This is a genomic window from Kitasatospora sp. NPDC087315 (assembly GCF_044744345.1).
GTDB lineage: Bacteria > Actinomycetota > Actinomycetes > Streptomycetales > Streptomycetaceae > Kitasatospora.
This window is the reverse complement of record NZ_JBIUYD010000007.1, coordinates 191,021-215,799: the sequence shown is the minus strand read 5'-3', so window position 1 is coordinate 215,799 and position 24,779 is coordinate 191,021. Positions and strand designations below refer to the sequence as shown.

Annotated in this window: 23 protein-coding genes; 6 read left to right on the top strand and 17 right to left on the bottom strand. The window is 73.1% G+C overall.

Going from position 1 to position 24,779, the window contains the following annotated elements; all coding sequences use genetic code 11:
- Positions 1-5 precede the first annotated feature (5 nt).
- From cysS to ACIO5D_RS12670, 5 genes are all read right to left on the bottom strand, one after another.
- On the bottom strand, positions 6-1,400 hold the full coding sequence (cysS, locus tag ACIO5D_RS12690) for a cysteine--tRNA ligase (protein ID WP_363612499.1): 1,395 nt from the start codon (positions 1,398-1,400) through the stop codon (positions 6-8).
- Between the two features lie 118 nt (positions 1,401-1,518).
- On the bottom strand, positions 1,519-1,914 hold the full coding sequence (locus ACIO5D_RS12685) for a PPOX class F420-dependent oxidoreductase (RefSeq protein WP_400795026.1): 396 nt from the start codon (positions 1,912-1,914) through the stop codon (positions 1,519-1,521).
- 164 nt (positions 1,915-2,078) lie between these two features.
- Entirely contained in the window at positions 2,079-2,570 is a 492-nt protein-coding gene (gene ispF / locus ACIO5D_RS12680; RefSeq protein ID WP_400795025.1) for a 2-C-methyl-D-erythritol 2,4-cyclodiphosphate synthase, read from the bottom strand.
- Entirely contained in the window at positions 2,560-3,318 is a 759-nt protein-coding gene (gene ispD / locus ACIO5D_RS12675) for a 2-C-methyl-D-erythritol 4-phosphate cytidylyltransferase (RefSeq protein ID WP_363612513.1), read from the bottom strand. The genes ispF and ispD overlap by 11 nt, the downstream gene beginning before the upstream one ends.
- A gap of 257 nt (positions 3,319-3,575) precedes the next feature.
- Positions 3,576-4,058 (bottom strand): CarD family transcriptional regulator, encoded by a 483-nt coding sequence (locus tag ACIO5D_RS12670; RefSeq protein ID WP_030244332.1) that lies wholly within the window; start codon positions 4,056-4,058, stop codon positions 3,576-3,578.
- Between the two features lie 416 nt (positions 4,059-4,474).
- Here ACIO5D_RS12670 and ACIO5D_RS12665 point away from each other — a divergent pair, with 416 nt between their 5' ends.
- A complete protein-coding gene (locus ACIO5D_RS12665) occupies positions 4,475-5,125 on the top strand; it encodes a DUF461 domain-containing protein (RefSeq protein ID WP_400795023.1) in 651 nt (216 codons plus the stop codon).
- A 113-nt stretch (positions 5,126-5,238) separates the two neighbouring features.
- Here ACIO5D_RS12665 and ACIO5D_RS12660 read toward each other — a convergent pair whose 3' ends face one another.
- Together ACIO5D_RS12660 and ACIO5D_RS12655 are read right to left on the bottom strand one after the other, a co-directional pair.
- Positions 5,239-5,934 (bottom strand): response regulator transcription factor, encoded by a 696-nt coding sequence (locus ACIO5D_RS12660; protein WP_363612491.1) that lies wholly within the window; start codon positions 5,932-5,934, stop codon positions 5,239-5,241.
- Positions 5,935-5,936: 2 nt separating this feature from the next.
- Complete coding sequence (locus ACIO5D_RS12655) at positions 5,937-7,322, bottom strand: sensor histidine kinase (protein ID WP_400795021.1); 1,386 nt, start codon at positions 7,320-7,322, stop codon at positions 5,937-5,939.
- Positions 7,323-7,629: 307 nt separating this feature from the next.
- Here ACIO5D_RS12655 and phoU point away from each other — a divergent pair, with 307 nt between their 5' ends.
- Positions 7,630-8,316, top strand: a complete 687-nt coding sequence (gene phoU / locus ACIO5D_RS12650; protein ID WP_363612487.1) for a phosphate signaling complex protein PhoU — start codon at positions 7,630-7,632, stop codon at positions 8,314-8,316.
- Between the two features lie 631 nt (positions 8,317-8,947).
- On the opposite strand, the gene ACIO5D_RS12645 is transcribed toward phoU, so the two are convergent.
- Complete coding sequence (locus ACIO5D_RS12645) at positions 8,948-9,706, bottom strand: phosphoglyceromutase (RefSeq protein WP_400659861.1); 759 nt, start codon at positions 9,704-9,706, stop codon at positions 8,948-8,950.
- A 162-nt stretch (positions 9,707-9,868) separates the two neighbouring features.
- On the opposite strand from ACIO5D_RS12645, the gene ACIO5D_RS12640 reads away from it, so the two are divergent.
- Entirely contained in the window at positions 9,869-11,209 is a 1,341-nt protein-coding gene (locus tag ACIO5D_RS12640; RefSeq protein ID WP_400795019.1) for an MDR family MFS transporter, read from the top strand.
- Positions 11,210-11,228: 19 nt separating this feature from the next.
- Here ACIO5D_RS12640 and ACIO5D_RS12635 read toward each other — a convergent pair whose 3' ends face one another.
- A complete protein-coding gene (locus tag ACIO5D_RS12635) occupies positions 11,229-11,741 on the bottom strand; it encodes a YbjN domain-containing protein (RefSeq protein ID WP_363612481.1) in 513 nt (170 codons plus the stop codon).
- A gap of 66 nt (positions 11,742-11,807) precedes the next feature.
- On the bottom strand, positions 11,808-13,172 hold the full coding sequence (mshA, locus tag ACIO5D_RS12630; protein WP_400659881.1) for a D-inositol-3-phosphate glycosyltransferase: 1,365 nt from the start codon (positions 13,170-13,172) through the stop codon (positions 11,808-11,810).
- 338 nt (positions 13,173-13,510) lie between these two features.
- Here mshA and ACIO5D_RS12625 point away from each other — a divergent pair, with 338 nt between their 5' ends.
- Entirely contained in the window at positions 13,511-14,341 is an 831-nt protein-coding gene (locus ACIO5D_RS12625) for a class I SAM-dependent methyltransferase (RefSeq protein WP_400659868.1), read from the top strand.
- 182 nt (positions 14,342-14,523) lie between these two features.
- Here ACIO5D_RS12625 and ACIO5D_RS12620 read toward each other — a convergent pair whose 3' ends face one another.
- A complete protein-coding gene (locus tag ACIO5D_RS12620; RefSeq protein WP_400795017.1) occupies positions 14,524-15,102 on the bottom strand; it encodes an O-acetyl-ADP-ribose deacetylase in 579 nt (192 codons plus the stop codon).
- A 232-nt stretch (positions 15,103-15,334) separates the two neighbouring features.
- On the opposite strand from ACIO5D_RS12620, the gene ACIO5D_RS12615 reads away from it, so the two are divergent.
- A complete protein-coding gene (locus ACIO5D_RS12615; protein WP_363612473.1) occupies positions 15,335-16,828 on the top strand; it encodes a SpoIIE family protein phosphatase in 1,494 nt (497 codons plus the stop codon).
- Between the two features lie 121 nt (positions 16,829-16,949).
- Here ACIO5D_RS12615 and ACIO5D_RS12610 read toward each other — a convergent pair whose 3' ends face one another.
- The 6 genes from ACIO5D_RS12610 to ACIO5D_RS12585 all read right to left on the bottom strand — a co-directional run bounded on the left by ACIO5D_RS12610 (position 16,950) and on the right by ACIO5D_RS12585 (position 23,739).
- Positions 16,950-17,303 carry a DUF2516 family protein gene (locus ACIO5D_RS12610; protein ID WP_363612471.1) on the bottom strand — a complete coding sequence of 118 codons (354 nt, stop codon included), beginning with the start codon at positions 17,301-17,303 and terminating at the stop codon, positions 16,950-16,952.
- 152 nt (positions 17,304-17,455) lie between these two features.
- On the bottom strand, positions 17,456-18,040 hold the full coding sequence (locus ACIO5D_RS12605) for a hypothetical protein (RefSeq protein WP_363612469.1): 585 nt from the start codon (positions 18,038-18,040) through the stop codon (positions 17,456-17,458).
- An 18-nt stretch (positions 18,041-18,058) separates the two neighbouring features.
- A complete protein-coding gene (locus tag ACIO5D_RS12600; protein ID WP_363612467.1) occupies positions 18,059-18,529 on the bottom strand; it encodes a helix-turn-helix transcriptional regulator in 471 nt (156 codons plus the stop codon).
- A 218-nt stretch (positions 18,530-18,747) separates the two neighbouring features.
- Positions 18,748-19,875, bottom strand: a complete 1,128-nt coding sequence (locus tag ACIO5D_RS12595) for a MerR family transcriptional regulator (protein WP_400795014.1) — start codon at positions 19,873-19,875, stop codon at positions 18,748-18,750.
- 298 nt (positions 19,876-20,173) lie between these two features.
- Entirely contained in the window at positions 20,174-20,428 is a 255-nt protein-coding gene (locus ACIO5D_RS12590) for a hypothetical protein (RefSeq protein ID WP_400659965.1), read from the bottom strand.
- Positions 20,425-23,739, bottom strand: coding sequence for an SNF2-related protein (locus ACIO5D_RS12585; protein ID WP_400795012.1), 3,315 nt, complete (start codon positions 23,737-23,739; stop codon positions 20,425-20,427). The genes ACIO5D_RS12590 and ACIO5D_RS12585 overlap by 4 nt, the downstream gene beginning before the upstream one ends.
- Before the next feature lie 268 nt (positions 23,740-24,007).
- On the opposite strand from ACIO5D_RS12585, the gene ACIO5D_RS12580 reads away from it, so the two are divergent.
- Entirely contained in the window at positions 24,008-24,619 is a 612-nt protein-coding gene (locus ACIO5D_RS12580; protein ID WP_363612459.1) for a YceI family protein, read from the top strand.
- Positions 24,620-24,779: the final 160 nt, after the last annotated feature.

Genomic DNA, 24,779 nt, shown 5'->3' with positions numbered 1-24,779 from the left:
TGGGGTTACTGGCTGTTGATCGTCCAGCGCGGGCCGGACGGGGTGTCCTCGATCGCCAGCCCGGCCAGGCCGAGCTGGTCGCGGATGGCATCCGCGGTGGCGAAGTCCTTGCGGGCCCGGGCCGCCTGTCGCTGCTCCAGGACGAGGCGGACCAGCGAGTCGACCACGCCGTGCAGGTCCTCGCCGCGCTCCGCCCCGGCCCACTGCCGGTCGAGCGGGTCGAGACCCAGCACTCCGAGCATCGCACGGACCTCGGCCAGACGCGCCACCGCGTTCTCCTTGTCGTCCGCGGTGAGGGCGCTGTTGCCCTGGCGGACGGCGGTGTGCACGATGGCCAGCGCCTGCGGCACGCCCAGGTCGTCGTCCATCGACTCGGCGAAGGCCGGCGGCACCTCGGGCGCGGCGTCGACCGGGCCGAAGCGCTCGACCACGCGCTGGACGAAGCCCTCGATCCGGCCGAATCCGGCCTCGGCCTCGCGCAGCGACTCCTCGCTGTACTCGATGGTCGAGCGGTAGTGCGGGGCCGCCAGGTAGTAGCGGAGCACGATCGGACGCCAGCGCCCGACCATCTCGGAGACCAGCACCGAGTTGCCGAGCGACTTGCTCATCTTCTCGCCGCTCATGGTGACCCAGGCGTTGTGGACCCAGAAATTGGCGAAATCGTCGCCGTACGCCTTGGACTGCGCGATCTCGTTCTCGTGGTGCGGGAAGATCAGGTCGATCCCGCCGCCGTGGATGTCGAACGCCCGGCCCAGGTACTTGTGCGCCATCGCGGAGCACTCCAGGTGCCAGCCGGGACGGCCGCAGCCCCACGGGGTGTTCCAGCTGGGCTCGCCCGGCTTGGCGGCCTTCCACATCGCGAAGTCGCGCGGGTCCCGCTTGCCGGTCTCGCCCTCGCCCTCGGGCTGGCGCAGGTTCTCCAGCTTCTGGTTGGAGAGCGACAGGTACTCGGGGAAGGACTTCACGTCGAAGTAGACGTTGCCGTCGGCCGCGTAGGCGTGGCCCTTGGCGATGAGCGCCTGCATCATCTCGATCATCTCGGGGATGTGCCCGGTGGCCCGCGGCTCGACGGTCGGGGGCAGGCAGCCCAGCACCGAGTAGCCGTCGTTGAAGGCCCGCTCGTTGGCATAGGCGATCTGCCACCAGGGCGTGCCGAGCTGGCGCTCCTTGGCGATGACCTTGTCGTCGATGTCGGTGACGTTCCGGGCGAAGGTCACCTGGTAGCCGCGGTAGGCGAACCACCGCTGCATGATGTCGAAGTTCAGGCCGGACCGGATGTGCCCGATGTGCGGGGCCGCCTGGACGGTAGCGCCACACAGGTAGATCGAGACACAACCCGGTACAAGCGGGACGAAGTCGCGTACCTGGCGGGTGCTGGTGTCGTACAGGCGAATGCTCACAGCGTCAAGCGTAGTGGGCAGCAGGGGGTGCCCCGCGACATTCTCAAATGTCAATACCGCGGCAGCGCCGTTTCTTCTCCATGACGGGGAGGAGGCACCCCCTCCGCTCAGGGTCGGCTCAGAGGTGGCCGACCACCTTGTGCGGGGTGAGCCGGACGACCACGCGGACGTCGTCCGGGCCGTCGAAGCCGTAGGAGTCCGCCCCCTGGTACTTCCGCGCCAGCTGGTCGATCAGCTCCCTGCCGCCCTCCCGCGTGACGGTGACGGAGCCGCGCACCTCGACGTAGGAGTACGGGTTCTCCGGCGGGTTGACCAGCAGGGAGGCCCGCGGGTCCTTCACCAGGTTGAGGTGCTTGCGGCGGCCCTCGACGGTGGAGAACAGAATGTCGTCGCCGTCCCGCGCCACCCAGACCACGGAGGACTGGGGGCTGCCGTCCGGCTGGACGGTGGAGACCACGGCGAAACTCTTGCCGTCGATCAGGGCTTTGGCCTGGTCGGTGAGATGGGCGGTCATCGGGAACCTCTTCTCGTCACGCGGCGTCGGACGCGGGCCCGGTAGCGAGGGCCTGGCCTCGCGGGGCCCGCGTCGAACGGTAGCGACCCGGGCCCCGGCAAAGGCTTCTGAACACCCGTCACCCGACGGTTATTCCCGAGGGGCCCGCCCGCGGCCCCTCGGGTTCAGCGGCGCTCGTAGACCAGGGCGGTGGCGATCGCCGCCAGCCCCTCGGCCCGGCCGGTCAGGCCGAGACCGTCGGTGGTGGTGCCGGAGACCGAGACCGGCGCGCCCACCGCCGCCGAGAGCGCGGCCTGCGCCTCGTCCCGGCGCTTGCCGATCTTCGGCCGGATCCCGATCACCTGGACCGAGACGTTGCCGATCTCGAATCCCGCCGCGCGGACCAGCCGGGCCGCCTCGCCGAGCAGCGTCACGCCGGACGCGCCGGACCACTCCGGCCGGTCGGTACCGAAGTGCGCGCCCAGATCGCCGATCCCGGCGGCCGAGAACAGCGCGTCGCAGGAGGCGTGCGCGGCCACGTCGGCGTCCGAGTGCCCGGCCAGGCCGTACTCGGCGCCCGGCCACTCCAGGCCGGCCACCCAGAGCGGGCGCCCGGCCTCGAAGGCGTGCACATCGGTGCCGATGCCGATACGGGGCAGGATCGGGTCAGTAGCCATCGGAGGCCCTCCTGCGGGCGAGTACGGCCTCGGCGAGCACGAGGTCCAGCGGACGGGTCACCTTGAACGCCTCCTCGTGGCCGGGCACCACGACCACCGGGCCGCCGAAGCGCTCCACCAGGCCGGCGTCGTCGGTGACCGGCGGCAGCGCGCCCGCGCCGCCCGCGCTCTCCTCGGCCAGCGCCTTGGCGTGCACCTCGACCAGCGTCGTCCGGCGGAAGCCCTGCGGGGTCTGGACCGCGCGCAGAGTGGCCCGGTCGGGCGTGTCGAGCACCGGTTCCGGCCCGCCGGACCTCGGCTCGACCCGCTTCACGGTGTCGGCGAGCGGCACGGCGGGCACCACGGCCTCGGCCCCGCCCCGGACGGCGGCCGCGACGGCGTCCACCACCTCGACCGGGACGAGCGGGCGGGCCGCGTCGTGCACCAGGACGATCTCCACCTCGGCCGGGATCACGGCGAGGCCGAGCCGGACCGACTCCTGGCGGGTCGCCCCGCCGGCCACCACCCGGATGTCCTTGCCGTCCAGACCGTGACTGTCGAGCAGGGCGGCCACCTCGGCCACCCCGTCCGCCGGCGCGGCCACCACGACCAGGCCGACCGCCCGGCTGCGGGCCAGCGCCCGCACGGCGTGCACCAGGAGCGGCACTCCGCCCAGTTCCCGCAGGGCCTTGGGGGCGCCGGGCCCCAGCCGCTCGCCGCGTCCGGCGGCGGGCACCACTGCTGCTGCGACTGCTGCTGTGGCGTTCAGGTTTCACTCCTTCGGCGAAGTGGGTATGGCCATGGCGTGCACGACGGGCGGGTGGACCCCTTCCGAAGAACCATGGTCCCGCCGCCCGCAGAACAGCAGAAACGATCTTGCATGCCCGGGTCGGCTCGGGGTGAGAGGCGTCGTCCGGACACGCCTCAGCGCCCGAGGTGTCAATGCACCACTCGCAGGACATCACATCCGGTGAGTGGCGCGCCGACATCGGGCGCTGTGAGCGGGCGGGCGGCAGCCCGACTGCGCTACGAGGCGAGGACCTCGTCGAGCAGCGTCTCCGCCTTGTCCTCGTTGGTGTTCTCGGCCAGCGCCAGCTCGCTGACGAGAATCTGGCGAGCCTTGGCGAGCATGCGCTTCTCGCCGGCCGAGAGACCGCGCTCGCGCTCGCGACGCCAGAGATCGCGCACAACCTCGGCGACCTTGATAACGTCACCCGAGGCGAGCTTCTCCAGGTTCGCCTTGTAGCGACGGGACCAGTTGGTCGGCTCTTCGGTGTACGGTGCGCGGAGCACCTCGAAGACCCGGTCCAGACCTTCCTGGCCGACCACATCGCGAACGCCGACGAACTCCGCGTTCTCAGCGGGCACGCGGAGCGTCAGGTCTCCCTGCTGCACCTTGAGCACCAGGTAGGTCTTGTCCACACCTTTGATCTGGCGAATTTCGATGGCCTCGATCAGCGCGGCCCCGTGATGGGGGTAGACCACCGTGTCGCCAACCTTGAACGTCATGTGACAGGACCCCTTCCGTGGCTTTCCAGAATAACACGCTTTTCGGCGCACCCGAAGGGCGTTTTCGCAGGTCAGGGCCGGTCTCGGGGCTTGACAAGGACCCCCATGACGTGCTGCGACCGGCCTTCGGCGGGGGCTTCCCGCAGGTCGGAGGCGGTTCCGGCGCTTGCCGAAACCTGCGGCAACACTCCCGAAACCGTGATTGGATCTTGGGTTTTCACCGTTTATCGGGCCGTTTCCCGATCGTGATCCGATCTTGGTCGACTGTTGACCTGAACACGCGGAAGTGCCGCCGTATGGGGGCCCCACGAACCTTCGGCGCACGACACGGGGGACCACCCCGTGAGGGGCGTATAAGTGGGGTCGATAATCTGAGGCCTGACCATCCGCCACGCGACCTAGGAGAAGCCGCCGCCGTGAGCCGCAGCCTTCGACGCGGCAGCATCGCCGCCATCGCCGCCCTTGCCATCGTTTCGCTGTCCTCCTGCGCGGCCGGCAACACGCCGGAAACTCTGGAGATCAAGCCCGACAACGCCTCGGCGACACTCGGCACCACCCTCCGACTGAACAACATCGTCGTCGTGACCGGGGACGAGTCCTCGGGCGAGCACACCGGCCCCGCCAATGTGACGGTGAACATCAGCAACACCGGGACCGAGCCGGCCGAGCTGCAGTCCATCACCGTCGGCAACGGTGCCGGCGCGGTCTTCGCCGACGACAAGGGCGCTCCGCTGAGCAGCATCGTCGTCCCGGCCGGCGGCGCGGTGCTGCTCGGCGGGAGTGGCAACCCGTCCGCCAAGGTCGCTTCCGTCAGCGTGAACGTCGGCGGCTTCGTGCCCACCGCCTTCGCCTTCAAGGACGGGAGCAAGGTCGAGACCCAGGCCGCCGTCAGCCCGAACAAGGGCCTGTACAAGGGCTGGGGCCCGACCGCCGGCCCGGCGGCCGCGCCGTCCAAGGCCGTCGGCTCCCCGGCCGCCACCACCCCGGGGGCGACCGCCCCGGTGACGACACCCGCCGGTGCGACCACGCCGTCCGGTGCCACCACCACCCCCGCCGGCACCCACTGACGTCCGCCCGCCCGGGCGCGGCAGTACGAGAAGACCCCCTCCGGCGCTTGCCGGAGGGGGTCTTTCGTCTGGCCCGGCACCGGTTCGGTGGCCGGTGCCGGGCCAGACGCGGTTTACGGCTCGAACTTGTAGCCGAGGCCACGCACGGTGACCAGGTAGCGCGGCGCGCCCGGGTCCGGCTCGATCTTCGCCCGCAGTCGCTTGACGTGGACGTCCAGGGTCTTGGTGTCGCCGACGTAGTCCGCGCCCCAGACCCGGTCGATCAGCTGCATCCGGGTGAGCACCCGGCCGGCGTTGCGCAGCAGCATCTCCAGCAGGTCGAACTCCTTCAGCGGCAGGTCGACCTTGGCACCGTCCACCGTGACCACGTGCCGGTCGACGTCCATCCGGACCGGGCCCGCCTCCAGCGCGCCGGGGCCGCCGCCGTTGTCACCGGCGCCGCCGTCCTCGCCGCGGCGGCGCAGCACCGCGCGGATCCGGGCGACCAGCTCCCGGGTGGAGTACGGCTTGGTGACGTAGTCGTCCGCGCCTATCTCCAGGCCGACCACCTTGTCGATCTCGCTGTCCTTGGCGGTGACCATGATCACCGGGACGTTCGAGCGCACTCGGAGCTGGCGGCAGACCTCGGTGCCGGGCAGCCCCGGCAGCATCAGGTCGAGCAGGACGAGGTCGGCGCCGTTCCGTTCGAACTGCTCGAGCGCGTCGGGGCCGGTGGCGGCGATGGCCACCTCGAAGCCTTCCTTGCGGAGCATGTACGAGAGAGCGTCGCTGAACGACTCCTCGTCCTCGACCACCAGTACTCGGGTCACGATCAGGCCTCCGGGGCAAGCTGGGTTGTCTCTGACAGGGGTTCTTCCCGCTCCCCGGCGGGGAGCGACCGGTCCGCGCGGCCCGTGCTGGCCGTCCGGTCCGTGGTGAGGGTCCTCGGTGCCGCCGGCGACGCCGTGGCGGCGGTCGGTCCGGCGTCGGTCGTGTCGGTGGCGGGGGCCTGACCGGCGGGCAGGCGCAGGGTGAAGGTGGAACCCTGGCCCTCGACGCTCCACACCGAGACCGTACCGCCGTGCGAGGCGGCCACGTGCTTGACGATGGAGAGGCCGAGGCCGGTGCCGCCGGTGGCCCGGGAGCGGGCCGGGTCGACGCGGTAGAAGCGTTCGAAGACCCGCTCGCGGTCCTTCTCGGAGATGCCCATGCCCTGGTCGGTCACCGAGATCTCGATCAGCTCACCGTCGGCCTCGCCGAGGGCGGCGGCGCTGGAGATCCGGCGGGTGGCGATCGCGACCCTGGTCCGCGGCGGGCTGTAGTTGACGGCGTTCTCGACCAGGTTGCCGAGGGCGGCGGCCAGCTGGCCGCGGTTGCCGTACAGGTAGAGGCCGGCGATGCCGCCGGCGGCGATCAGGATCTGTTTGGCGGCGGCCTGCTGGCGGCAGCGGTCGATCGCCTCGACGATCAGTTCGTCCACCGCGACCGGCTCGGGGTCGACCATCAGCCGGTCGTCCTGGACCCGGGAGAGGTCGATGATCTCCTGCACCAGGCTGGCCAGCCTGGTCGCCTCGATCTGCATCCGGCCGGCGAAGCGCTGGACCGCCTCCGGGTCGTCCGCCGCGTCGGCGACCGCCTCGGAGAGCAGCGACAGGGCGCCGACCGGAGTCTTGAGCTCATGGCTGACATTGGCGACGAAGTCGCGCCGGACCGCCTCGACCCGGCGGCGCTCGGTCTGGTCCTCGACCAGGACCAGGACCAGCCGGGAGCCCAGCGGGGCCACCCGCACCGACACCGCGAGCGGTTCGACGGCGCGCGCGGTGCCCGGGCGCGGCAGCTCCAGCTCGACCTGGCGGATCTCGCCGTCCCGGCGGGTGGCGCGGGCCAGCGAGAGCATCTGGTCGACGGCGACCGCGCCGCCCCGCACCAGGCCCATCGCGTACGCCGCCGAGCTGGCCTTGACCACCTCGTCGCCGTCGCCGAGCACGATCGCGCAGGAGCGCAGCACGGAGAGCACCGTGTCGACCCCCGGAGGCAGCGGGGCCTCATGGGTGGGGGCGCTCAGCCCCTGGTGCCGACCACTGCTTCTGCCGCTGGTGCCGCTGTTCCTGCCCCTGGCCTGTTCGCGCTCGCTCCAGCGGAATGCGATGGAGGCCGTGAGGCCGACTCCGAGCCCGGCTATGGCGCAGGCAGCGGCGGCGGCCACATTCACGTCCATGCGGCCAGCCTAAGCGCACGGCCAGGGCGCTCCCCAAGGATCGGATCAAGGCATCGGCTGGACGTTGCCGAGAATTCACCTTCACGTAGCTGCCGGTTCACCGCACGGGTCGTGCGTGGTCGCCCGGACGGCCCAGAGTTGGCCGGGCAGCCAGTGCGGGAAGGGGCGACGGACCGGACACCCGCCTGTCGCCCCCGGTGCGCGCGTACGATTCGCGCCACCAGCAGCGGTTACCCGAAGGCCGGACCGACGGTCGTACGGGACGACCGGTCGGCACCGCCACCGACACAGCTACTGAGGAGAGAGCATGCGCGACGCGTACCACGAGGAACTCGACTCGATCGGCGACAGCCTGGTCGAGATGGCCCGGCTGGTCGGTTCGGCCCTGGGCCGGGCCACCACCGCGCTCCTCGATGCGGACCTGGCGCTGGCGGAGAGCGTGATCGCCGCCGACGAGAAGGTCAACGACCTGCACCATGACCTGGAGAACCGGGCCATCGACCTGCTCGCCCGCCAGCAGCCGGTCGCCACCGATCTGCGCATCGTCGTCACCTCGCTGCGGATGAGCGCCGACCTGGAGCGCTGCGGCGACCTGGCCCGGCACGTGGCCAAGGTGGCCCGGCTGCGCTACCCCGAGTCGGCGGTGCCGGCGGACCTGCACGCGACGGTGCTGGAGATGGGGCAGCTCGCCCAGCGTCTGGTGGCCAAGGTCGGCCTGGTGATCGCCACCAAGGACGTCGACAAGGCACTGGAGCTGGAGCAGGACGACGACGCGATCGACGCGCTGCACCGCGAACTGTTCGCGCACCTGATCGACGACCGCTGGCACCACGGCATCGAGACGGCCGTCGACGTCACCCTGGTCGGCCGCTACTACGAGCGGTTCGCGGACCACGCGGTGTCGGTCGCCAAGCGGGTGGTGTACCTGGTCACCGGTGAGCACGTGGACGAGTTCGTGGCCTCCACGGAGGCCGCCGCCGCCGCTGGGGAGTGAGGCCGCCGGGGGCCTCGGCGCCTGGGCCCCCCGGGGTGGGGCCTCAGGGGTGGGGCCCCGGCGACGGGGCTCCCCCCGGAGGGTGAGTAAACCTCGAACAGGAGTGGTGGGGGCGCACGACCTCTCGGGCTCCCCACCACTGCGCGCCTGTTGACGCTCCCTCCGATTGGCGGTTTCACTCGATGCCGTAGGCACCGAAGTGTGCCCGTCACAAGGAGGAGCCAGCGCGATGAAGGCAAACCCGACCCGACCGGCACCGGCACACGCCACCGTTGAGCCGCCCACCCCGAACCTGCTGCCCGTCCTCGCGGCCGGCTGCGGTTGTGGCCCGGGCTGCGGCTGCGGCTGCCAGTCCGGCGCCCCCTGCCAGTGCGGTGGCGTCAGCGGCGGCTGCTGCGGCCACTGAGAACCCTGCACCCCCGAGGCCCCGCACCCCGGGGCCCTGAGCGCCTGCGCGGCCGCTTTTACGTCCACCTGATGCCGGAACAGCCGGCACCGGGCCCGGAAGGCGATCGGGGAGGTGTTCAAGCCCCGGGATCACCAAGGCTGACGGCCCACAGCCGGTCCGGAAATGACGACGGCCCCTCACCAGCGCCATACGCGCAGGTGAGGGGCCGTTACGTCTTCGGGCTTACTTCTTGCCCTGGTTCTTGACCGCCTCGATGGCGGCGGCGGCGGCCTCCGCGTCGAGGTAGCGGCCGCCCTTGGTGACGGGCTTGAAGTCGGCGTCCAGCTCGTACACCAGCGGGATGCCGGTCGGGATGTTGAGGCCGGCGATGTCCTCGTCCGAGATGCCGTCGAGGTGCTTGACCAGCGCGCGCAGGCTGTTGCCGTGCGCGGTGACCAGGACGGTCCGGCCGGCGGCCAGGTCCGGCACGATGGCGTCGTACCAGTACGGGAGCATCCGCTCGACGACGTCCTTCAGGCACTCGGTGCGCGGACGCAGCTCGCTCGGGATGTCGGCGTAACGGGCGTCACCGGCCTGCGAGTACTCGGCGCCGTCGGCGAGCACCGGCGGCGGGGTGTCGTACGAGCGGCGCCAGAGCTGGAACTGCTCCTCACCGAACTCGGCCAGGGTCTGGGCCTTGTCCTTGCCCTGGAGCGCGCCGTAGTGCCGCTCGTTGAGGCGCCAGCTGCGGCTGACCGGGATCCAGTGGCGGTCGGCCTTGTCCAGGGCGATCTGCGAGGTCCGGATCGCGCGGCGCAGCAGCGAGGTGTGCAGCACGTCGGGGAGCAGACCCTCGGCGGCGAGGAGCTCGCCACCGCGCGCGGCCTCCTTCTCGCCCTTCTCGTTGAGGTCGACGTCGACCCAACCGGTGAACAGGTTCTTCTGGTTCCACTGGCTCTCGCCGTGACGGAGCAGGATGAGTCGGTACGTCGTGTCAGCCATGGCCCCCAGCTTAGTGGAGCCCGGAAAACCCCTGGTCGGGACCTATGGCCATGTGTAATGTGTGCTCAGCAGTTTTGACTCTTACCTATCTGCTGGGCGGTTCCGCCTGCCCCGCCCAGCGGACACCCTGCCAACGCCGCCTGCCGCCCCGGGGAGCCCCGCATGCCCGCCTCGTCCGACCTGCCCCTCACCGACCGGATCCGAAGAGCGGCGGGCGAGACGATGGGCGGGCTGCCCCGGCAGTTCTGGTGGCTCTGGACCTCGACCCTGATCAACAAGCTCGGCGGGTTCGTGGTCCCGTTCCTGTCGCTCTATCTGACCACCAGCCGGGGCTATCCGCCCTCGTACGCGGGCCTGGTCGCGGCGCTCTTCGGCCTGGGTTCGTCGATCTCGGCGGTGGGCGCCGGCGTGCTGACCGACCGGATCGGGCGCCGCCCCACACTGGTCGCCGCCCAGTTGGGCACCGCCCTGTTCACGGCGGTGCTCGGCTTCACGGACGGTCAGGTGGCCATCGCCGTGGTCGTCTTCCTGGTCGGCCTCTGCAACAACGCGACCCGGCCGGCCACCTCGGCGATCATCGCGGACATCGTGCCCCCCGAGGACCGGGTCCGCGCCTACTCGCTGAACTACTGGGCGATCAACATCGGCTTCGGCCTCTCGGCGGCGGCCGCCGGCCTGATCGCCACCCACGGCTACCTCACTCTCTTCCTGCTGGACGCGCTCTCCACCCTGATCTGCGCGGTGGTGATCTTCATCCGGATCCCGGAGACCAGGCCGGCCGAGCCGGTCGGCCGACCGGACGAACCGAGGATCGGCCTCGGCACGGTGTTCCGGGACACCCGCTTCATGACGGTGGTGGCGCTCAACCTGCTGCTCGCCCTGGTCGCCCAGCAGGGCAGCACCACGCTCGCCGTGGACATGGGCCTGGCGGGCATCACCTCCGTCCAGTACGGCCTGGTGATCGGGCTCAACGGTCTGCTGATCGTGCTGCTTCAGATCCCGCTCACCCGGTGGATGGAGGGCCGCGACCGGACGGCCCTGCTGGTCGCCAGCGCGCTGTTCATCGGCTGGGGCTTCGGGCTGACCGCGCTCGCCGGGTCGTCCGCGTGGTTCTACGCGTTCACCGTCGCGGTGTGGACGATCGGCGAGATCCTGAACGCGCCGACCATGATGGGCCTGATCGCGGAGTTGTCACCGACCCACGCCCGAGGCCGCTACCAGGGCGTCTATTCGCTTTCCTGGTCGCTCGCCTCGTTCCTGGGCCCGGCGGTCGGCGGTGTGCTGCTGGAGTGGGTCGGCAGCACGGCGGTGTGGGGCTCCTGCGCGGTCTGCGGCACGGTGGCGGCGGCCGGGTACGCGGTGCTGGGCCGGCGGCCCGGAGCGGCGACGGCCGCCGCCGTCCCGGGCCGCCGGAACGGCACGACGGCGGTCGGCGGCCCCGCCGACACCGGGCCCGAGCCGGCATCGGCGCCGGCGCCGGCGTCGGCCTCCACGGGCTCCTGAGCGGCGGCCGGGCCGATCGTTACTCGGCCGCCGGGGCGGCGAGGTGGGCGAAGGCGGCCAGGTTGCGGGTGGACTCCCCGCGCTTGGTCCGCCACTCCCACTCGCGCCGGATGGCCGACGCGAAGCCCAGCTCCAGCAGTGTGTTGAAGGGCTCGTCGGCGTTCTCCAGCACCGTCCCGAGCAGCCGGTCGACGGTGTCCGCGGCCAACGCCTCCAGGGGCAGCCGGCCCGCCAGGTAGACGTCCCCGAGCTGGTCGATCGCGTAGGCGACGCCGTACAGCCGGGTGTTGCGTTCCAGCAGCCAGCGGTAGACGCCCTCGTGGTTCTCGTCCGGGCGGCGGATCACGAAGGCGTTCACCGAGAGGGTGTGGTCGCCGACCCGCAGGGCGCAGGTGGTGCTCAGCTTGCGGGTGCCCGGGAGGGTCGCGACCAGCGTGTACGGATCGGCGGTGGCCGGCTCCCAGGCCACCCCGGCGTCGTCCAGGGCGGTGCGCAGGAGGGTCAGGGCCTCGTCCTTGGTGCGGATAGCCATGAGGGTGACGTTACTCGGCGGTACCGGCCGCGCGCAGCAGCGACCGGCCCCGACCGGTGCCCGTGCTCAGGCCAGCCGCAGGCGGGAGCCGGTGAGCCGGCCCGCCGGCCTGGACAGGCTGCCCGCGTACACCTCGGCGGTGGCCGCCGCGGCGGTGTCCCAGCCGAAGCCGGCCGCGTGCCGGGCCGCCTCCTCGCCCCGCCGGGCGACCAGGCCCGGCTCCGTGGCGTACGGCTCCAGCGCGTGTGCCCAGGCCTGCGGGTCGTGGCCGTGGACCAGTGTGCCCGTCACACCGTCCCGGACGGCGACCGGCAGACCGCCGACCGAGGCCGCCACCACCGGTGTGCCGCAGGCCTGCGCCTCCAGCGCGACCAGCCCGAAGGACTCGCTGTACGAGGGCATCACCAGCGCCGTCGCCGCGCGGTACCAGTCCGCCAGCTGACTCTGGCCGACCGGCGGGTGGAACCGGACCACGTCCCCGATGCCCAGCTGGGCGGCGAGCTTGTGCAGGCTCTCCGGCCTGGCCAGCCCGGTGCCGGACGGGCCGCCGACCACCGGCACCACCAGCCGCTCCCGCAGCCGGGGCCGCCGCTCCAGCAGCGCCGCGACCGCCCTCAGCAGCACGTCCGGCGCCTTCAGCGGCTGTATGCGGCCGGCGAAGAGCAGCACGGCGGAGTCCTGCGACAGGCCGAGCCGGGCCCGGGCGGCGCGGCCGTCCCCCGGGCGGAAGACGTCCAGGTTGACGCCCGGGTGGACGACGGCGAGCTGGTCCGGCCGGGCGGAGTAGTGCAGCGCCAGCTCGGCGGCCTCCTCGGTGGTGTTGGCGATCAGCCGGTCCGCGGCCTCCACCACCTGGGTCTCGCCGATCACCCGGGCGGCCGGCTCGGGGGTGTCCCCCTCGGCCAGCGCGGCGTTCTTGACCTTCGCCATGGTGTGCATGGTGTGCACCAGCGGCACGCCCCAGCGCTGGGCGGCCAGCCAGCCGACCTGGCCGGAGAGCCAGTAGTGCGAGTGCACCAGGTCGTAGTGGCCGGGGCGGTGGCCGGCCTCGGTACGGAGCACCCCGTGGGTGAAGGCGCAGAGCTGCGCCGGCAGGTCCTCCTTGAGCAGGCCCTCGTACGGCCCGGCGGTGACGTGCCGCACCAGCACGCCCGGGGCCAGCTCGACGGTGGGCGCGTCGTCCGAGCAGATCGACCGGGTGAACACCTCGACCTCGATGTTGAGGTCGGCGAGCCGCTTGGCCAGCTCCACGATGTAGACGTTCATCCCGCCCGCGTCGCCGGTGCCGGGCTGGTGCAGCGGCGAGGTGTGCACGCTGAGCATGGCTATCCGGCGGGGCCGGCGCTGGCGGCCGGTGACGAGCGACTGGAGCCGGCCGCGTACGGGCGGGGTCGGCTGGGCACGGCGTACCGAACGGACGGGGTGCTGGATCACCTGGCTGAAGCCTCCTCTGTGCTGCCCGGTCGCTGCAGCCTGCCTGCTGCCTGCTGTTCGGTCTGTGCGCTGCCGCCGGCGCCACACCGCCGCGTCGCGGGTGCGGCGCGGCGGCGTGCTGCCCCGTCCGGGCAGACATCGCCACCAGTGTGCCAACCACCAGGTCATCGATCGGCATTCCCGTCCCGGCACATGAGATGGCGCACGCCCTGAGCGGGCGGGGCGGCCGGTGGTCGGGGCCCGGCCCGAGGCGGGCCGGGAGCGGGCGGGTCCGGAGGGCCGGCGGCCGGGCTCGGACGCGGAGGGCGGGTGGGCGCGCGCGTACCCTTCTGGGCATGGCCGCCTCCTTCGACTCCGTGACCGCGCCCGCCCGAGGGCGGGCGGGGCGGCCGGTGGGGACGGTCACCCGGGGCACCACCAACACCAACCGGCTGCGGCGGATGGACCGCTGGATCGCGCACACGCTGGGCCACGCGTTGCGGTCCGCCGACCGGCCGCCGGTGGCCGTCGACCTCGGATACGGCGCCGCGCCCTGGACGGCGGTCGAGCTGGCCGGACGGCTGCGCGCGGTACGGCCGGACGTCCGGGTGGTGGGGATCGAGATCGAGCCGGAGCGGGTCGCGGCGGCACTGCCGTACGCCCAGCCGCCGCTGCTGACCTTCCGGCGCGGCGGGTTCGAGGTGCCGCTGGACGGCGGCGCGCCCGCCCGGCTGATCAGGGCCGCCAATGTGCTGCGGCAGTACGACGAGGCGGCGGTGGCCGGGGTGTGGGAGCGGCTCTGCGCCCGGCTGGCGCCGGACGGGCTGCTGGTCGAGGGGACCTGCGACGAGATCGGGCGGCGGCACGTCTGGGTCGCGCTCGGCCCGGAGGGGCCCCGCACGGTGACCTTCGCGGCCCGGCTCGGCGGCCTCGGGCAACCGTCCGACCTGGCCGAACGGCTCCCGAAAGCACTGATCCACCACAATGTGCCGGGCCGGCCGGTGCACGCCTTCCTCACCGACTTCGACCGGGCCTGGGCGGCGGCCGCGCCGTACGGGGCGTTCGGCGCCCGGCAGCGCTGGGTGGCGGCGTGCACGGCGCTGTCGGGCAGCTGGCCGCTGGTGGACGCGCGCGGGCGATGGCGCCAGGGCGAGGTCACCGTGCCGTGGACGGCGCTCGCGCCGTAGTGGGCGTTGCCTCCAGCCGGCAGACGATGGCGGGCGGCGGGGCGGCACCGGCAGGAGCTGGTGAGCGATCCCAGGGATTCACTCGAACGAGTTATCGAATACCTCTGGCATGTTGACGCCTTGTCACGCCACCATGGAGGCATCCGATCGGCGCCACCACCGTCGCTCGGGCCCCACCCTGCTCAGTCGTTCCGCTCGAACCCGCGCAACTCGTCCGCCACCCGCAACGCCCGCTCGAACACCCCGTACGCCTCCCTTCCGAACAGCACGAACCGCACTTCCTCCAGCTCCACCGCTTCGCCCGCCCTGTCGCCGCGCACCACCTCGGCGACGGTGCCCACGGCGATCCGGGCCGCATCCTCCAGCGGCCACCCGTACACCCCGGCCGACACGGCCGGGAAGGCCACCGTGCCCGCGCCGAGTTCCACCGCCACCCGGATCGACTCGCGGTAGCAGGAGGCCAGTTGCTCCGCCCTCTTGTCGTACTCGTCCGCCCAGTAGACCGGCCCCACGGTGTGCACCACCCAGCGGGCCGGCAGCCGCCCCGCCGTCGTCCCCACCGCCTGCCCGGTGGGCAGCCCCTTGCCGTAATGCGAGGCTCGAAGCCGGCGGCACTCCTCCAGAATCTGCGGCCCGCCCTTGCGGTGGATCGCACCGTCCACCCCACCACCGCCCAGCAGAGAGGAGTTGGCCGCATTCACCACCGCGTCCACCCGCTGTTCCGTGATGTCACCCTCGACCAGGGTGATCCGCGTCACCATCGCGTGCTCCTTCTCCGCCCGCCCGCGCGTCCCCGGTACGGGCCTCATCCGTCGTCCACGTCCATTCACCACACCGCCACCGGCGTGGCAATAGCCACAACGGTGCCGGTCGGCCAGAGAAATCCCCGGAGATCACGTTATGGTCGCGAGAAGTTCCCCGCCGCACCGTGCCAGGCGGGCACTGCGGACGGGCGCCGGCCGTTACGCACTCGGGGAAAGGGAGGATCGACCGATGCCCGCAACGGGAGACGGGCGGGCACCTGGTGCCGCTGACCTGACGGGCGCCCTCAACGGCGCTCTCTCCGGCCATGCCCGCAACCGCCCAGGCCCCGCCGAACGGTCCGTGGGCCCGGCCACGGCCACCGCGCCGATACCGCACCCCCGGTCGGACGCCGCGGCCGCCACCTCCCTCTGGCACTCCCCGGCCGGACGTTCCGCACCCTCCGCCGCCCCGCTCAAGCTGCTGGTGATCGAGGACGACGCCTCCGACGCCCAGTTGATCAGGGCGGCGGTGGCCGACAGCGGCACCTCCATCGAGATCCACTGGGCCCGCGGCCTGGACCAGGCCACCGAGCTGCTGGCCCCCGCCCCGCCGTGGAACCGGCGCGGCCGACCGCGCGGCTCCGACTTCAGCTGCGTCCTGCTCGACCTCGCCGCACCCGCCGACCTGCCGCACCCCTCGGACGCCTCCGACGGTCTGGAGGGCCTGCACGAGCTGCTCCGCCGAGCCCCGCACACCGCGGTCGTGGTGCTCACCGACGCCGCCGGGGCCGAACTGGGCGCCGCCGCCGTGGCCGCCGGAGCCCAGGACTTCCTGATCAAGCACGAGACGGACGGCCCCCTGCTGGCCCGGGCCCTGCGGTACGCGGTGGAGCGCAAACGCGCCGACGAGTCGCAGCGCCGACTGGTCGAGGCGGAGCTGCGCGGCCAGGAGAACGCCCGGCTCCAGCGCCATCTGCTGCCCACCCCGCTGCTGGACGGCGCCGGTCTCTCCTTCACCCGGCGCTACCGCCCGGGTCGCCGCCGCGCCCTGCTCGGCGGCGACTTCTACGATGCCGTCCGCACCGACGACGGCAGCGTCCACGTGGTGATCGGGGACGTCTGCGGGCACGGCCCCGACGAGGCCGCCCTCGGAGTGGCGCTCCGGATAGCGTGGCGCACCCTCGTCTTCGCCGGTCTCACCGGGGAGACGCTGCTGACCACCCTCCAGCACGTCCTGGAGCACGAACGACGCAGCGACGAGATCTTCGCGACGCTCTGCATGCTGGTCATCGAGCCCGGCGGTGCGTCCGGCGAGCTGGACTCGCTGGGTGCTGTCGAGCACGCCCGGCTCTACCTCGCCGGGCACCCCGCTCCGCTGCTGCTCGGCCATGACCACAAGCCCGAGATGCTTCCGTCCGACCTCGCCGGGCCCGCGCTCGGCCTGCTGCCGTGCGACGACGGCCAGGCCGTCTGGCCGTCGCACCGGTTCGAACTCCGTCGCGGCTGGCGGCTGCTGCTGTACACCGACGGGCTGATCGAGGGCCGGGTCGGAGCCGGCTCCCGCCGCCTCGGCCAGGACGGGCTGGCTGATCTGGTCGGCGACCACCAGTCCGCCGGGCTGACCAGGGGCCGGCTGGTGGACAGCGCGATCGCCGAGGTCGAGGAGCTGAACGGCGGCGCGTTGACGGACGACGTCGCCGTCCTGCTGCTGGAGCGCAACCCGGTCCAGCTGATCCTGGGCTGACGCGGCACCGGAGCAGCGGCGTCCGGCTGACCGTCCCGGTGACCGGAGCCCTGCGCACAAAGCCCCGGCGCTCGGGGTGGTCCCGCGCGCCGGGGCTCGCTGTTCGTCTGGGCCGACCGGTCTACCAGGGTCCGTACGGCCCCATGTTGCGCCGGTCGCCGCGCCCGCCGCCGCGGTTGGTCAGCTCCCGGATCGCCGGGCGCACGTCGACCATGTAGACGATCGCGGCGACCAGGCCGCCCAGGGTCAGGAAGCTGGTCAGGAAGTTCGCCCCGAACAGCAGATCGAGACCGAAGGCGATCCCCAGGATCGCCAACCAGAACGGCTTGGTCTTCTTGTCCGCCGCCCGGTAGGCGTCCTCCGGGCGGGCGGCCGCGTCGATCAGTGCGAAGAGCTTGAAGCCCAGAATCGCCACGGCCAGCCACCAGAACGGATTCAGGTAAGCCAAGTCCAGGATCTGACCCACTCCGCCCATCACGGTCTCCTCTGTGTCTCGGCTCCGGCGTCCCGGTCCCACCCATCCTGGCACGGTGAACCGTCCGCCGAGGTGTCAACGTCCCGGGGCCACCGGATGTGCCCCGGACCACTGCTCCGCGACCGGCCTTCGACCGGTCCGGGCCGGAGCGGCTACTCGGCCGCCCCGCTGCTCTTCCGGGCCCGGGGGCCCTTCTTCGGCCCGGACTCCTCGGCGGCCCCGGCCGGCGCACCGTCCTCGACCAGCTCTGCCTCGACCAGTTCGGCCTCGACCAGTCCGGCCTCGACCGGCTCCTGCTCGGTCTCCGCCCGCTCCGGCTGCTGGTCCCGCGCCGGCTCGGTGAGCGCGTCCGCGCCACCCGGACGGCCCCGGTCCACCACGCCCTTGCCGCGCTCGGCCAGCTCGTCGTACGTCTCCTTGGCCTTCACCGCCAGCTCGACCGCCCGGCCCACCTGCTGGAGGGCGAAGGTCTGTGCCTTCTCCTGGAGCACCTTGAGGTCGGTGGGCAGGGTGGTCACGGTACCCGCGACCTTCGCCTGCGCCTCGACCAGCCTGGCCTGCGCCTCCTGGAGCTTGACCGTGGCCTTCTCCTGCGTGCCCCTGCGGTCCGCGGCGATCGCCTCGACCTTCCCCGGGACCTCGCGCAGCTTCTCGTAGGCGAGGTCTCCCGCGCCGGCCAGGGCGTAGAGCGGGGTCGGGTCGCTCAGGGTCTTCTTGATCTCGTCAGTGATCGGCATGACCGGTCCTCCCGGTGTCTAGGTTGCTGGGCCGACGGTTTTCGGGCCATCGGTCGTGGGACCTGCGGTCCCGAGGCGATCGGCCTTCGAACCGTCGGCCTGCGGGCCACCGGTTTCCGGGCCGTCGGAGACCGCGCCCTGATGAGCGGCGTTCTCCTTGAGGAAAGCGTCGTAGACCGCGAGCAGCGCCTGCTTCTGCCGCTCGTTGATCAGCGGATCGGCCAGGATCGAGGCCCGTAGCTCCAGGCCCTCGTCCCGCCGCTCCTCCAGAATCCCGGCCTGGACGTACAGCGTCTCCGCCGAGATCCGCAGCGCCTTCGCGATCTGCTGCAGGATCTCCGCGCTCGGCTTGCGCAACCCTCGCTCGATCTGGCTGAGGTAGGGGTTGGACACGCCGGCGGCCTCCGCCAACTGCCGCAACGAGTACTGCGCATTTCGTCGCTGCTCGCGGATGTACTCGCCCAACGAGCCGACATTCAGTGAGGCCATGCGACCACCCTGCCCCACCCTGCTTGCATGTGCAAGCAGGGTGCTAACAACAGCAAACGCGCCGGGCCGGGCCGGCGCAGTTCGCCCAGCTGCGCACCACCGTCCCCGCCGACGCGCTGGGCCCCGGAAGATCCGCTGGACAGGTCGCCGCAGGGCGCAGTGGCCCCCGGTGCTTCCGGTGGGGCCGGGCCGGGGAGGGCGGGACCGCGCCCGGCGGATCACCCGAGGTCGGGGACCCGGATCGGCATCAGGATGGAGAAGGTGCCGTCCCGGTCCGCCGAGCGGATGGCCAACGGGGCGATCGGACCGGTCAGTTCGAGGACGAGCTGCTCGGGTCGGCCGGCGGCCCGGAGCGCCTCCAGCAGGAAGTCGCGGTTGACGGCCACCCGGACCTCGCCGGGTGCGGCGGCGGTGTCGGCCGGGGCGACGGTGAGCCGTCCGTCCTGGCCGAGGGCGAGGACGGTGACCTCGCAGGCGGCCCCGTGCGGCCCGGAGGGCAGGGTCCGGGTGGCGCCGGACTCGACGGCGCCGCGCAGTTCGACGGCGGGCAGGCCGACCCGGTGGACGGGGTCGAGGCGGATCAGCGACCGGTAGTCGGGGTAGTCGTGGTCCGGGGTGGCACCCTCGATGCGGTGCCCGCCGGTCTCGACCCGGACCAGGCCGCCTCCCAGGGTCAGCTCCGCCTCCTCGCCACCCGCGCCGAGCAGCGCGCGGATGCCGTCCACCAGGGCGGTCGGAACGATCGCGCCGGCCGGAAGACCCTCGGTCGCCGGCTCTTCGGCCGGGGACGCGCCCCGCACCGGGACCTCGGCGAGCGCCATCCGGTACCGGTCGGTGGCGACCAGGCGCAGCAGCGCACCGTCCAGGTCGAACAGCACGCCGGCCAGGACCGGCAGTTCGGGATCGCCGCCGACCGCGAAGCGGACCGCGTCCAGCGCGGCGGCCAGCTCACCGGCCGGGACGGTGAAGCGGAGTTCGGTGGGTGTGGTGGTCACGGGGTTCTCCCTCTGGTCGATCAGCGCTCGGATCAGGGAGAGCTCGCGGCGGGCGTCGGCGAGGCCGTCCTCCAGCCTGCGCAGGTGTGCGTCCACCACCCGGTGGGCGGCGCCGGAGCCGGAATCGGCGCCGAGCACGGCCCGGATGCCGGCCAGCGGCAGACCGACCCGCCGCAGCCGGCAGAGCAGCCGGGCGTCGGCGAGCTGCCGGGGCCGGTACCAGCGATAGCCGGTCTGCGGGTCCACCCAGGCCGGGGTGAGCACGTCGGCGCCGTCGTAGAAGCGCAGGGTGCTGACGCTGAGACCGCTGTCGCGGGCCAGTGCGCCGATGCTGCGCAGGTCGCTCTCCATGCCGCCGACTCTGCCGTCTCGACCAGGTCGAGGGTCAACGCCGGCCGGGACCGGCCGTGGGATCCGCCGTAGGGAGCGGAGCGCGGGCCGCAGCGGTGGGTGGGCTGCCGGGGTCGCGCAGGGCCCGGATCCCGGTGATCCGGCCGCCGCCGTCCGCCTCGCCGAACCCGGACACCGCCACACCGCCACACCGCCACGCCGCCACACCGCCACGCCGTCACGCCGTCACGCCGTCGACCGGGCGGGGGCCATCACGAGGACCGGACAGGGCCCCGGTCTGTGACATCGGGCGGCGGGGTCAGGCCCGGAAGGCGTCGTACGCCGGGGCGAGCAGGGTGGCGAGGTCCCGGCCGCGGACGGTGATCCCGGACGGGCCGAGGCGGCTCAGCGAGGGTTCGATCCGGTCCTCGACCGCCTCGGCGCGCAGGGTGAAGTCACCGCGCCAGTAGTCGGCGACGGTCATGGGCGCCGCCTGTCCCCGCTCCGGCTCACGCGTCGACTCGCGGTCCGGTCCGTGCTCCGGCTGGTGCCCGGACGGGTGCTGCCCGGTCATCGGCCCTCCTCCTCGGCCACCGCGTCACGGGAGAGCGCGACCAGTTCGCGCAGTGCGTCGGCGGGCAGCTCGGTGAGCCACTGCTCGCCCTCCCCCACCACCGCCTCGGCCAACGCCCGCTTGGCCGCCAGCAGTTCGTCGATCCGCTCCTCGACCGTTCCCACGCAGACCAGCCGGCGGACCTGGACGTCGCGGCGCTGGCCGATCCGGAACGCGCGGTCGGTGGCCTGTTCCTCGACCGCCGGGTTCCACCAGCGGTCGAGGTGGACCACCTGATTGGCGGCGGTCAGGTTGAGGCCGGTGCCGCCGGCCCGCAGCGAGAGCAGGAACACCCTTGGCCCGTCCGGCGACTGGAAGCGCGCCACCATCTCCTCACGGCGCGCCCGGGAGACCCCGCCGTGCAGATAGAGCACCTCCTCGCCGAGCCGCCGGGTCAGATAGGGCTGGAGCATCGCGCCGAACTCCGCGTACTGGGTGAAGACCAGAACGCGGTCCCCTTCGGCCAGCGCCTCCGTCAGCAGCTCCGCGAGCCGGGCCACCTTGCCCGACCGCTCCCCCAGCGCCGAGCCGTCGTGCAGCAGTTGGGCCGGATGGTTGCAGACCTGCTTGAGCTTGCCGATGGACGCCAGGACGGTGCCGCGCCGCTGCACCCCCTTGATGCCCTGCACCCGCTGCAACAGGTCGGCCACCACCGCCTGGTAGAGGCCGGCCTGTTCGGCGGTGAGGTTGCACCAGACGGTCATCTCCTGCTTGGCGGGCAGTTCGGCCGCCACCGCCGGGTCGGACTTGAGCCTGCGCAGGACGAACGGCCCGGTCCGGCGCTGGAGTTCGGCGGTGAGGTCCGGGTTGCGGTGTAGCTCGACCGGGATCGCGTAGCGCTCCTTGAAACGCTCGGCCGAGCCGAGCAGTCCGGGGTTGGCGAAGTCCAGCACGGCGTGCAGTTCCGCGAGGCGGTTCTCCACCGGGGTGCCGGTGAGGGCGATCCGGTGGACGGTGACGGGCAGCGAGCGAATCGCCCGGGACTGCGCGGTGCCGAGGTTCTTGATGTGCTGCGCCTCGTCCGCGACCACCCGCCGCCAGCGGATCGCCCGCAGCGCGGCGAGGTCGCGCTGGACCAGGCCGTAGGTGGTGATGACCAGGTCCACCCCGCTCACGGCGGCGGCCAGTTCGTCCTCGCCGAGCCGGCCCGAGCCGTGGTGGACGTGCAGTCGCAGTCCCGGTGCGAAGCGCTCGGTCTCGCGCTGCCAGTTGCCGACCAGGGACATCGGGCAGACCAGCAGGGTCGGGCCGGTGACGCCCCGGGCCCGCTCGGCGGCCAGCAGGGCGAGGGTCTGGACGGTCTTGCCGAGGCCCATGTCGTCGGCCAGGACGGCGCCGAGACCGAGGCCGGCCAGCCCGCTCAGCCAGGCCAGCCCCCGCTCCTGATAAGGGCGGAGGACGGCACGGAAGCCCGCGGGGAGGGCGGGCACGGGGGCCGGGACGGCGCGGCCGGCGAGCAGTTCGCCGAGCGGGCCGTCCACCCTGACGGCGGTGACCGGCAGACCGGCCACCATGGCATCGGGGTCGAGCGCCGTACGCAGGACGTGGCCGGCGGACATCACCCCGTCGCGCCGGTGGGCGAGGAAGGAGAGCGCGGCGGCGATCTGCGCGGGGTCGGCCTCGACCCACTTGCCACGCACCCGGACCAGGCCCTGCTTGGCGGCGGCGAGGTCGGCGAGCTCCGCCTCGCTGAGCGGGTCACCGCCGTCGCCGAGCGCCGCCTGCCAGCGGAAGGCGACCACCGCGTCCCGGTCCACCTGGCTGGTGACGGCGAGCGAACCGGGGGCCGGGACCGTGGTGACCTGCAGGGCGAGCCCGAGCCGGGGGCGGCGGCGCCACCAGGCGGGCAGCAGGACGCCGAAGCCGGCCTCGGCGAGCGCGGGCGCGGCGTCGCGCAGGAAGTCCAGCGCACCGGCCCGGCCGAGGGGGAGCGCGGCCGGACGGGCGCGGTGGCGCAGCCCGTCCAGTGCGGGCCAGCGGTGGGCGGCCCGGGCCAGTTCGGCGGCGAGCACCTCCGCCGGGTCGTCCGCCTTGCGGGCCAGCGCGGCCAGCGCGGCACCGCCCTCGTGCAGGTCGGCGGCCCGGACGAGCAGCGAGGGCTCGTCGACGGCCTGGAGCAGGAACTCGACCCGCCAGTGGTCGTCGGACGGCCGCCCTTCCGGGTCGTCCGGGTCAGGGCCGAGCGGTTCCACCAGCCGGAAGCAGAGGCGCAGTTCGACTGTGGCGGGCTCGGCGGCGGCGTACCAGGCGGCGATCCGGCGCCGGAGTTCGGCGAACTCCGGCGGCTCGGCCAGGTCGGCCAGGTCGGCCGGGTCGGCCGGGACCGGTCCGGCGCCGGGGACAGGAAGGCCGTCCGGGGCGAGGCGCCCGTCCGGTGCAGGACCGCCCTCCGGGGCGAGGCGCCCGTCCGGGGCCGCCAGGGCGGCGAGCCAGCGCTCGGCCGCCCCCGGGCGGGCGACACCGGCGGGCTTCAGCAGTGGGGGCTCGGCGGCGAGCACGGCGCGGGCCTCGGCGTCCACCAGGGCGGCCAGAACGGCCTCCACCAGCGCCTCCCCGCTGCGCCCCGGCACATGGACGGGATCGGCGGGGGCGGCGGGAACAGCCCAAGCGGCGAGGGCTGCAGCGCCGGGGTCGGCGGGCCACTCGCCCCGGCAGACCGGCGGGCAGCCGGCCGCCAGCGCGGCGGCCTCCCGGCGTTCGGCCGGCCCCGGGTCCGGCCGCCAGCGGGCGGACGGCACGCCGCCCTCCAGGACGGCCACCGGCAGCACCCGGCCTCGCCCGACCACGCGCCAGGCGAGGTCGTGCACGGCGGTGAGCCAGCGCAGCGAGGGGCCGTAGGTGACCTCGACGGTCCCGGCACCGGGGAGTTCGGCGCCGGTCACGGCCCAGTGCGGGTCGAACACCTCCCCGAGCAGCTGGGCCGCCGCCGCCGCGTCGAACAGCAGGGCGGGCACCCGCCACGGCAGCAGGACCGCGCCGCCGCGCGCGGGGGTGACCGGCAGGTCGGGCGAGGGGGCCGGCCGGCCGCCGACGGCGGGCAGCAGCAAGGTGGCCCACCGCTCGGGGGCCTGTCCGGCCAGCCAGCCGAGGCCGGGGCCGATCCCGCCGAGCAGGGCGGCCACCTCCGCGGCCGGGCAGGCGTACGGGTGGGCGCGCGGGGACGGCCGGTCGGCGGGCGCGTCACCCGCCGTCGCGGCGGGATAGGCCCGGGCATCCTCGGCCCAGAGCGCCAGCTGCCCGTCCGCCCGCCAGAGCGCGTGCAGCACGAACATGAGCGGGGCCCTCCCGGGGTCTGCGGAACCGACGTTCGAAGACTATCCGGCGGCCCTGCGCTCAATGCGGACAGGAACTGGCCTGGTTCGCCGACGCCTCGGCCCCCCGAAGCGGAAAGCGCCACCGACGAGAGGCCGGCCGGGCGGGCACGGGCGCCGGCTCCGGGGAATCACCCGAACAGCATGGTTGAACTTTTAACGAAACTGCCCTAGGCTGAAGCCAACAAGTTGAAGCCTAAACAAATGGCTTCGAACCCGAGGGGGAGCCATGGGCCTTTTCAACCGCACCAAGAACACCGCCACCACCGTCACCGCCGTCAAGGCCCCCGCCGGCCCGGACCTCGGCCACCTCACCGGCGACTGGGCGATCGACACCACGCACAGCGAGGTCGGCTTCTCGGTCCGGCACGCGATGGTCACCAACGTCAAGGGCCGCTTCACCGAGTACGACGGCAAGCTCCACCTGGACGGCACCACCCCGGGCAACTCCACCGCCGAGCTGGTGATCAAGGTCGCGAGCATCGACACCAACCAGACGCAGCGCGACGAGCACCTGCGCACCGGCGACTTCTTCGCCGCCGAGACCCACCCCGAGATCCGCTTCCGCAGCACCTCCGCCGAGCGGCTGCGCGGCGACTCGTACCGGCTGACCGGCGAGCTGACCATCAAGGGCACCACCCGCCCGATCGTCCTGGACCTGGACTACACCGGCAGCGCCACCGACGCCTACGGCGCCGAGCGGGTCGGCTTCGAGGGCACCGCCGTCCTGGACCGCACCGACTGGGGCCTGACCTACAACGCCGCGCTGGAGACCGGCGGCGTGCTGATCGGCGAGAAGGTGAAGCTCAGCTTCGACATCTCCGCCGTCAAGGCGGCCTGAACCGGCCGACCACGGCCACCGCACCGCTTCGCCTCCGCGGCGCTTCACCACCGCGCCGCCGCAACACGTACCCGCACGCCCCGCCCCTGCCGACCCCCGAACGGCAGGGGCGGGTTCGTCTCCGGCCTCAACAACGGCCGGGCGGCGGGCCATTCCGCCC

Coding starts and splice junctions, on each gene's coding strand:
- ACIO5D_RS12685 (WP_400795026.1), bottom strand. CDS start 1,914: ATGACCGCCCATCTCACCGACCAGGCCAAAGCCCTGATCGACGGCAAG.
- ispF (WP_400795025.1), bottom strand. CDS start 2,570: ATGGCTACTGACCCGATCCTGCCCCGTATCGGCATCGGCACCGATGTG.
- ACIO5D_RS12670 (WP_030244332.1), bottom strand. CDS start 4,058: ATGACGTTCAAGGTTGGCGACACGGTGGTCTACCCCCATCACGGGGCC.
- ACIO5D_RS12655 (WP_400795021.1), bottom strand. CDS start 7,322: ATGGACGTGAATGTGGCCGCCGCCGCTGCCTGCGCCATAGCCGGGCTC.
- phoU (WP_363612487.1), top strand. CDS start 7,630: ATGCGCGACGCGTACCACGAGGAACTCGACTCGATCGGCGACAGCCTG.
- ACIO5D_RS12645 (WP_400659861.1), bottom strand. CDS start 9,706: ATGGCTGACACGACGTACCGACTCATCCTGCTCCGTCACGGCGAGAGC.
- ACIO5D_RS12640 (WP_400795019.1), top strand. CDS start 9,869: ATGCCCGCCTCGTCCGACCTGCCCCTCACCGACCGGATCCGAAGAGCG.
- ACIO5D_RS12635 (WP_363612481.1), bottom strand. CDS start 11,741: ATGGCTATCCGCACCAAGGACGAGGCCCTGACCCTCCTGCGCACCGCC.
- ACIO5D_RS12625 (WP_400659868.1), top strand. CDS start 13,511: ATGGCCGCCTCCTTCGACTCCGTGACCGCGCCCGCCCGAGGGCGGGCG.
- ACIO5D_RS12620 (WP_400795017.1), bottom strand. CDS start 15,102: ATGGTGACGCGGATCACCCTGGTCGAGGGTGACATCACGGAACAGCGG.
- ACIO5D_RS12615 (WP_363612473.1), top strand. CDS start 15,335: ATGCCCGCAACGGGAGACGGGCGGGCACCTGGTGCCGCTGACCTGACG.
- ACIO5D_RS12610 (WP_363612471.1), bottom strand. CDS start 17,303: ATGGGCGGAGTGGGTCAGATCCTGGACTTGGCTTACCTGAATCCGTTC.
- ACIO5D_RS12605 (WP_363612469.1), bottom strand. CDS start 18,040: ATGCCGATCACTGACGAGATCAAGAAGACCCTGAGCGACCCGACCCCG.
- ACIO5D_RS12600 (WP_363612467.1), bottom strand. CDS start 18,529: ATGGCCTCACTGAATGTCGGCTCGTTGGGCGAGTACATCCGCGAGCAG.
- ACIO5D_RS12595 (WP_400795014.1), bottom strand. CDS start 19,875: ATGGAGAGCGACCTGCGCAGCATCGGCGCACTGGCCCGCGACAGCGGT.
- ACIO5D_RS12590 (WP_400659965.1), bottom strand. CDS start 20,428: ATGACCGGGCAGCACCCGTCCGGGCACCAGCCGGAGCACGGACCGGAC.
- ACIO5D_RS12585 (WP_400795012.1), bottom strand. CDS start 23,739: ATGTTCGTGCTGCACGCGCTCTGGCGGGCGGACGGGCAGCTGGCGCTC.
- ACIO5D_RS12580 (WP_363612459.1), top strand. CDS start 24,008: ATGGGCCTTTTCAACCGCACCAAGAACACCGCCACCACCGTCACCGCC.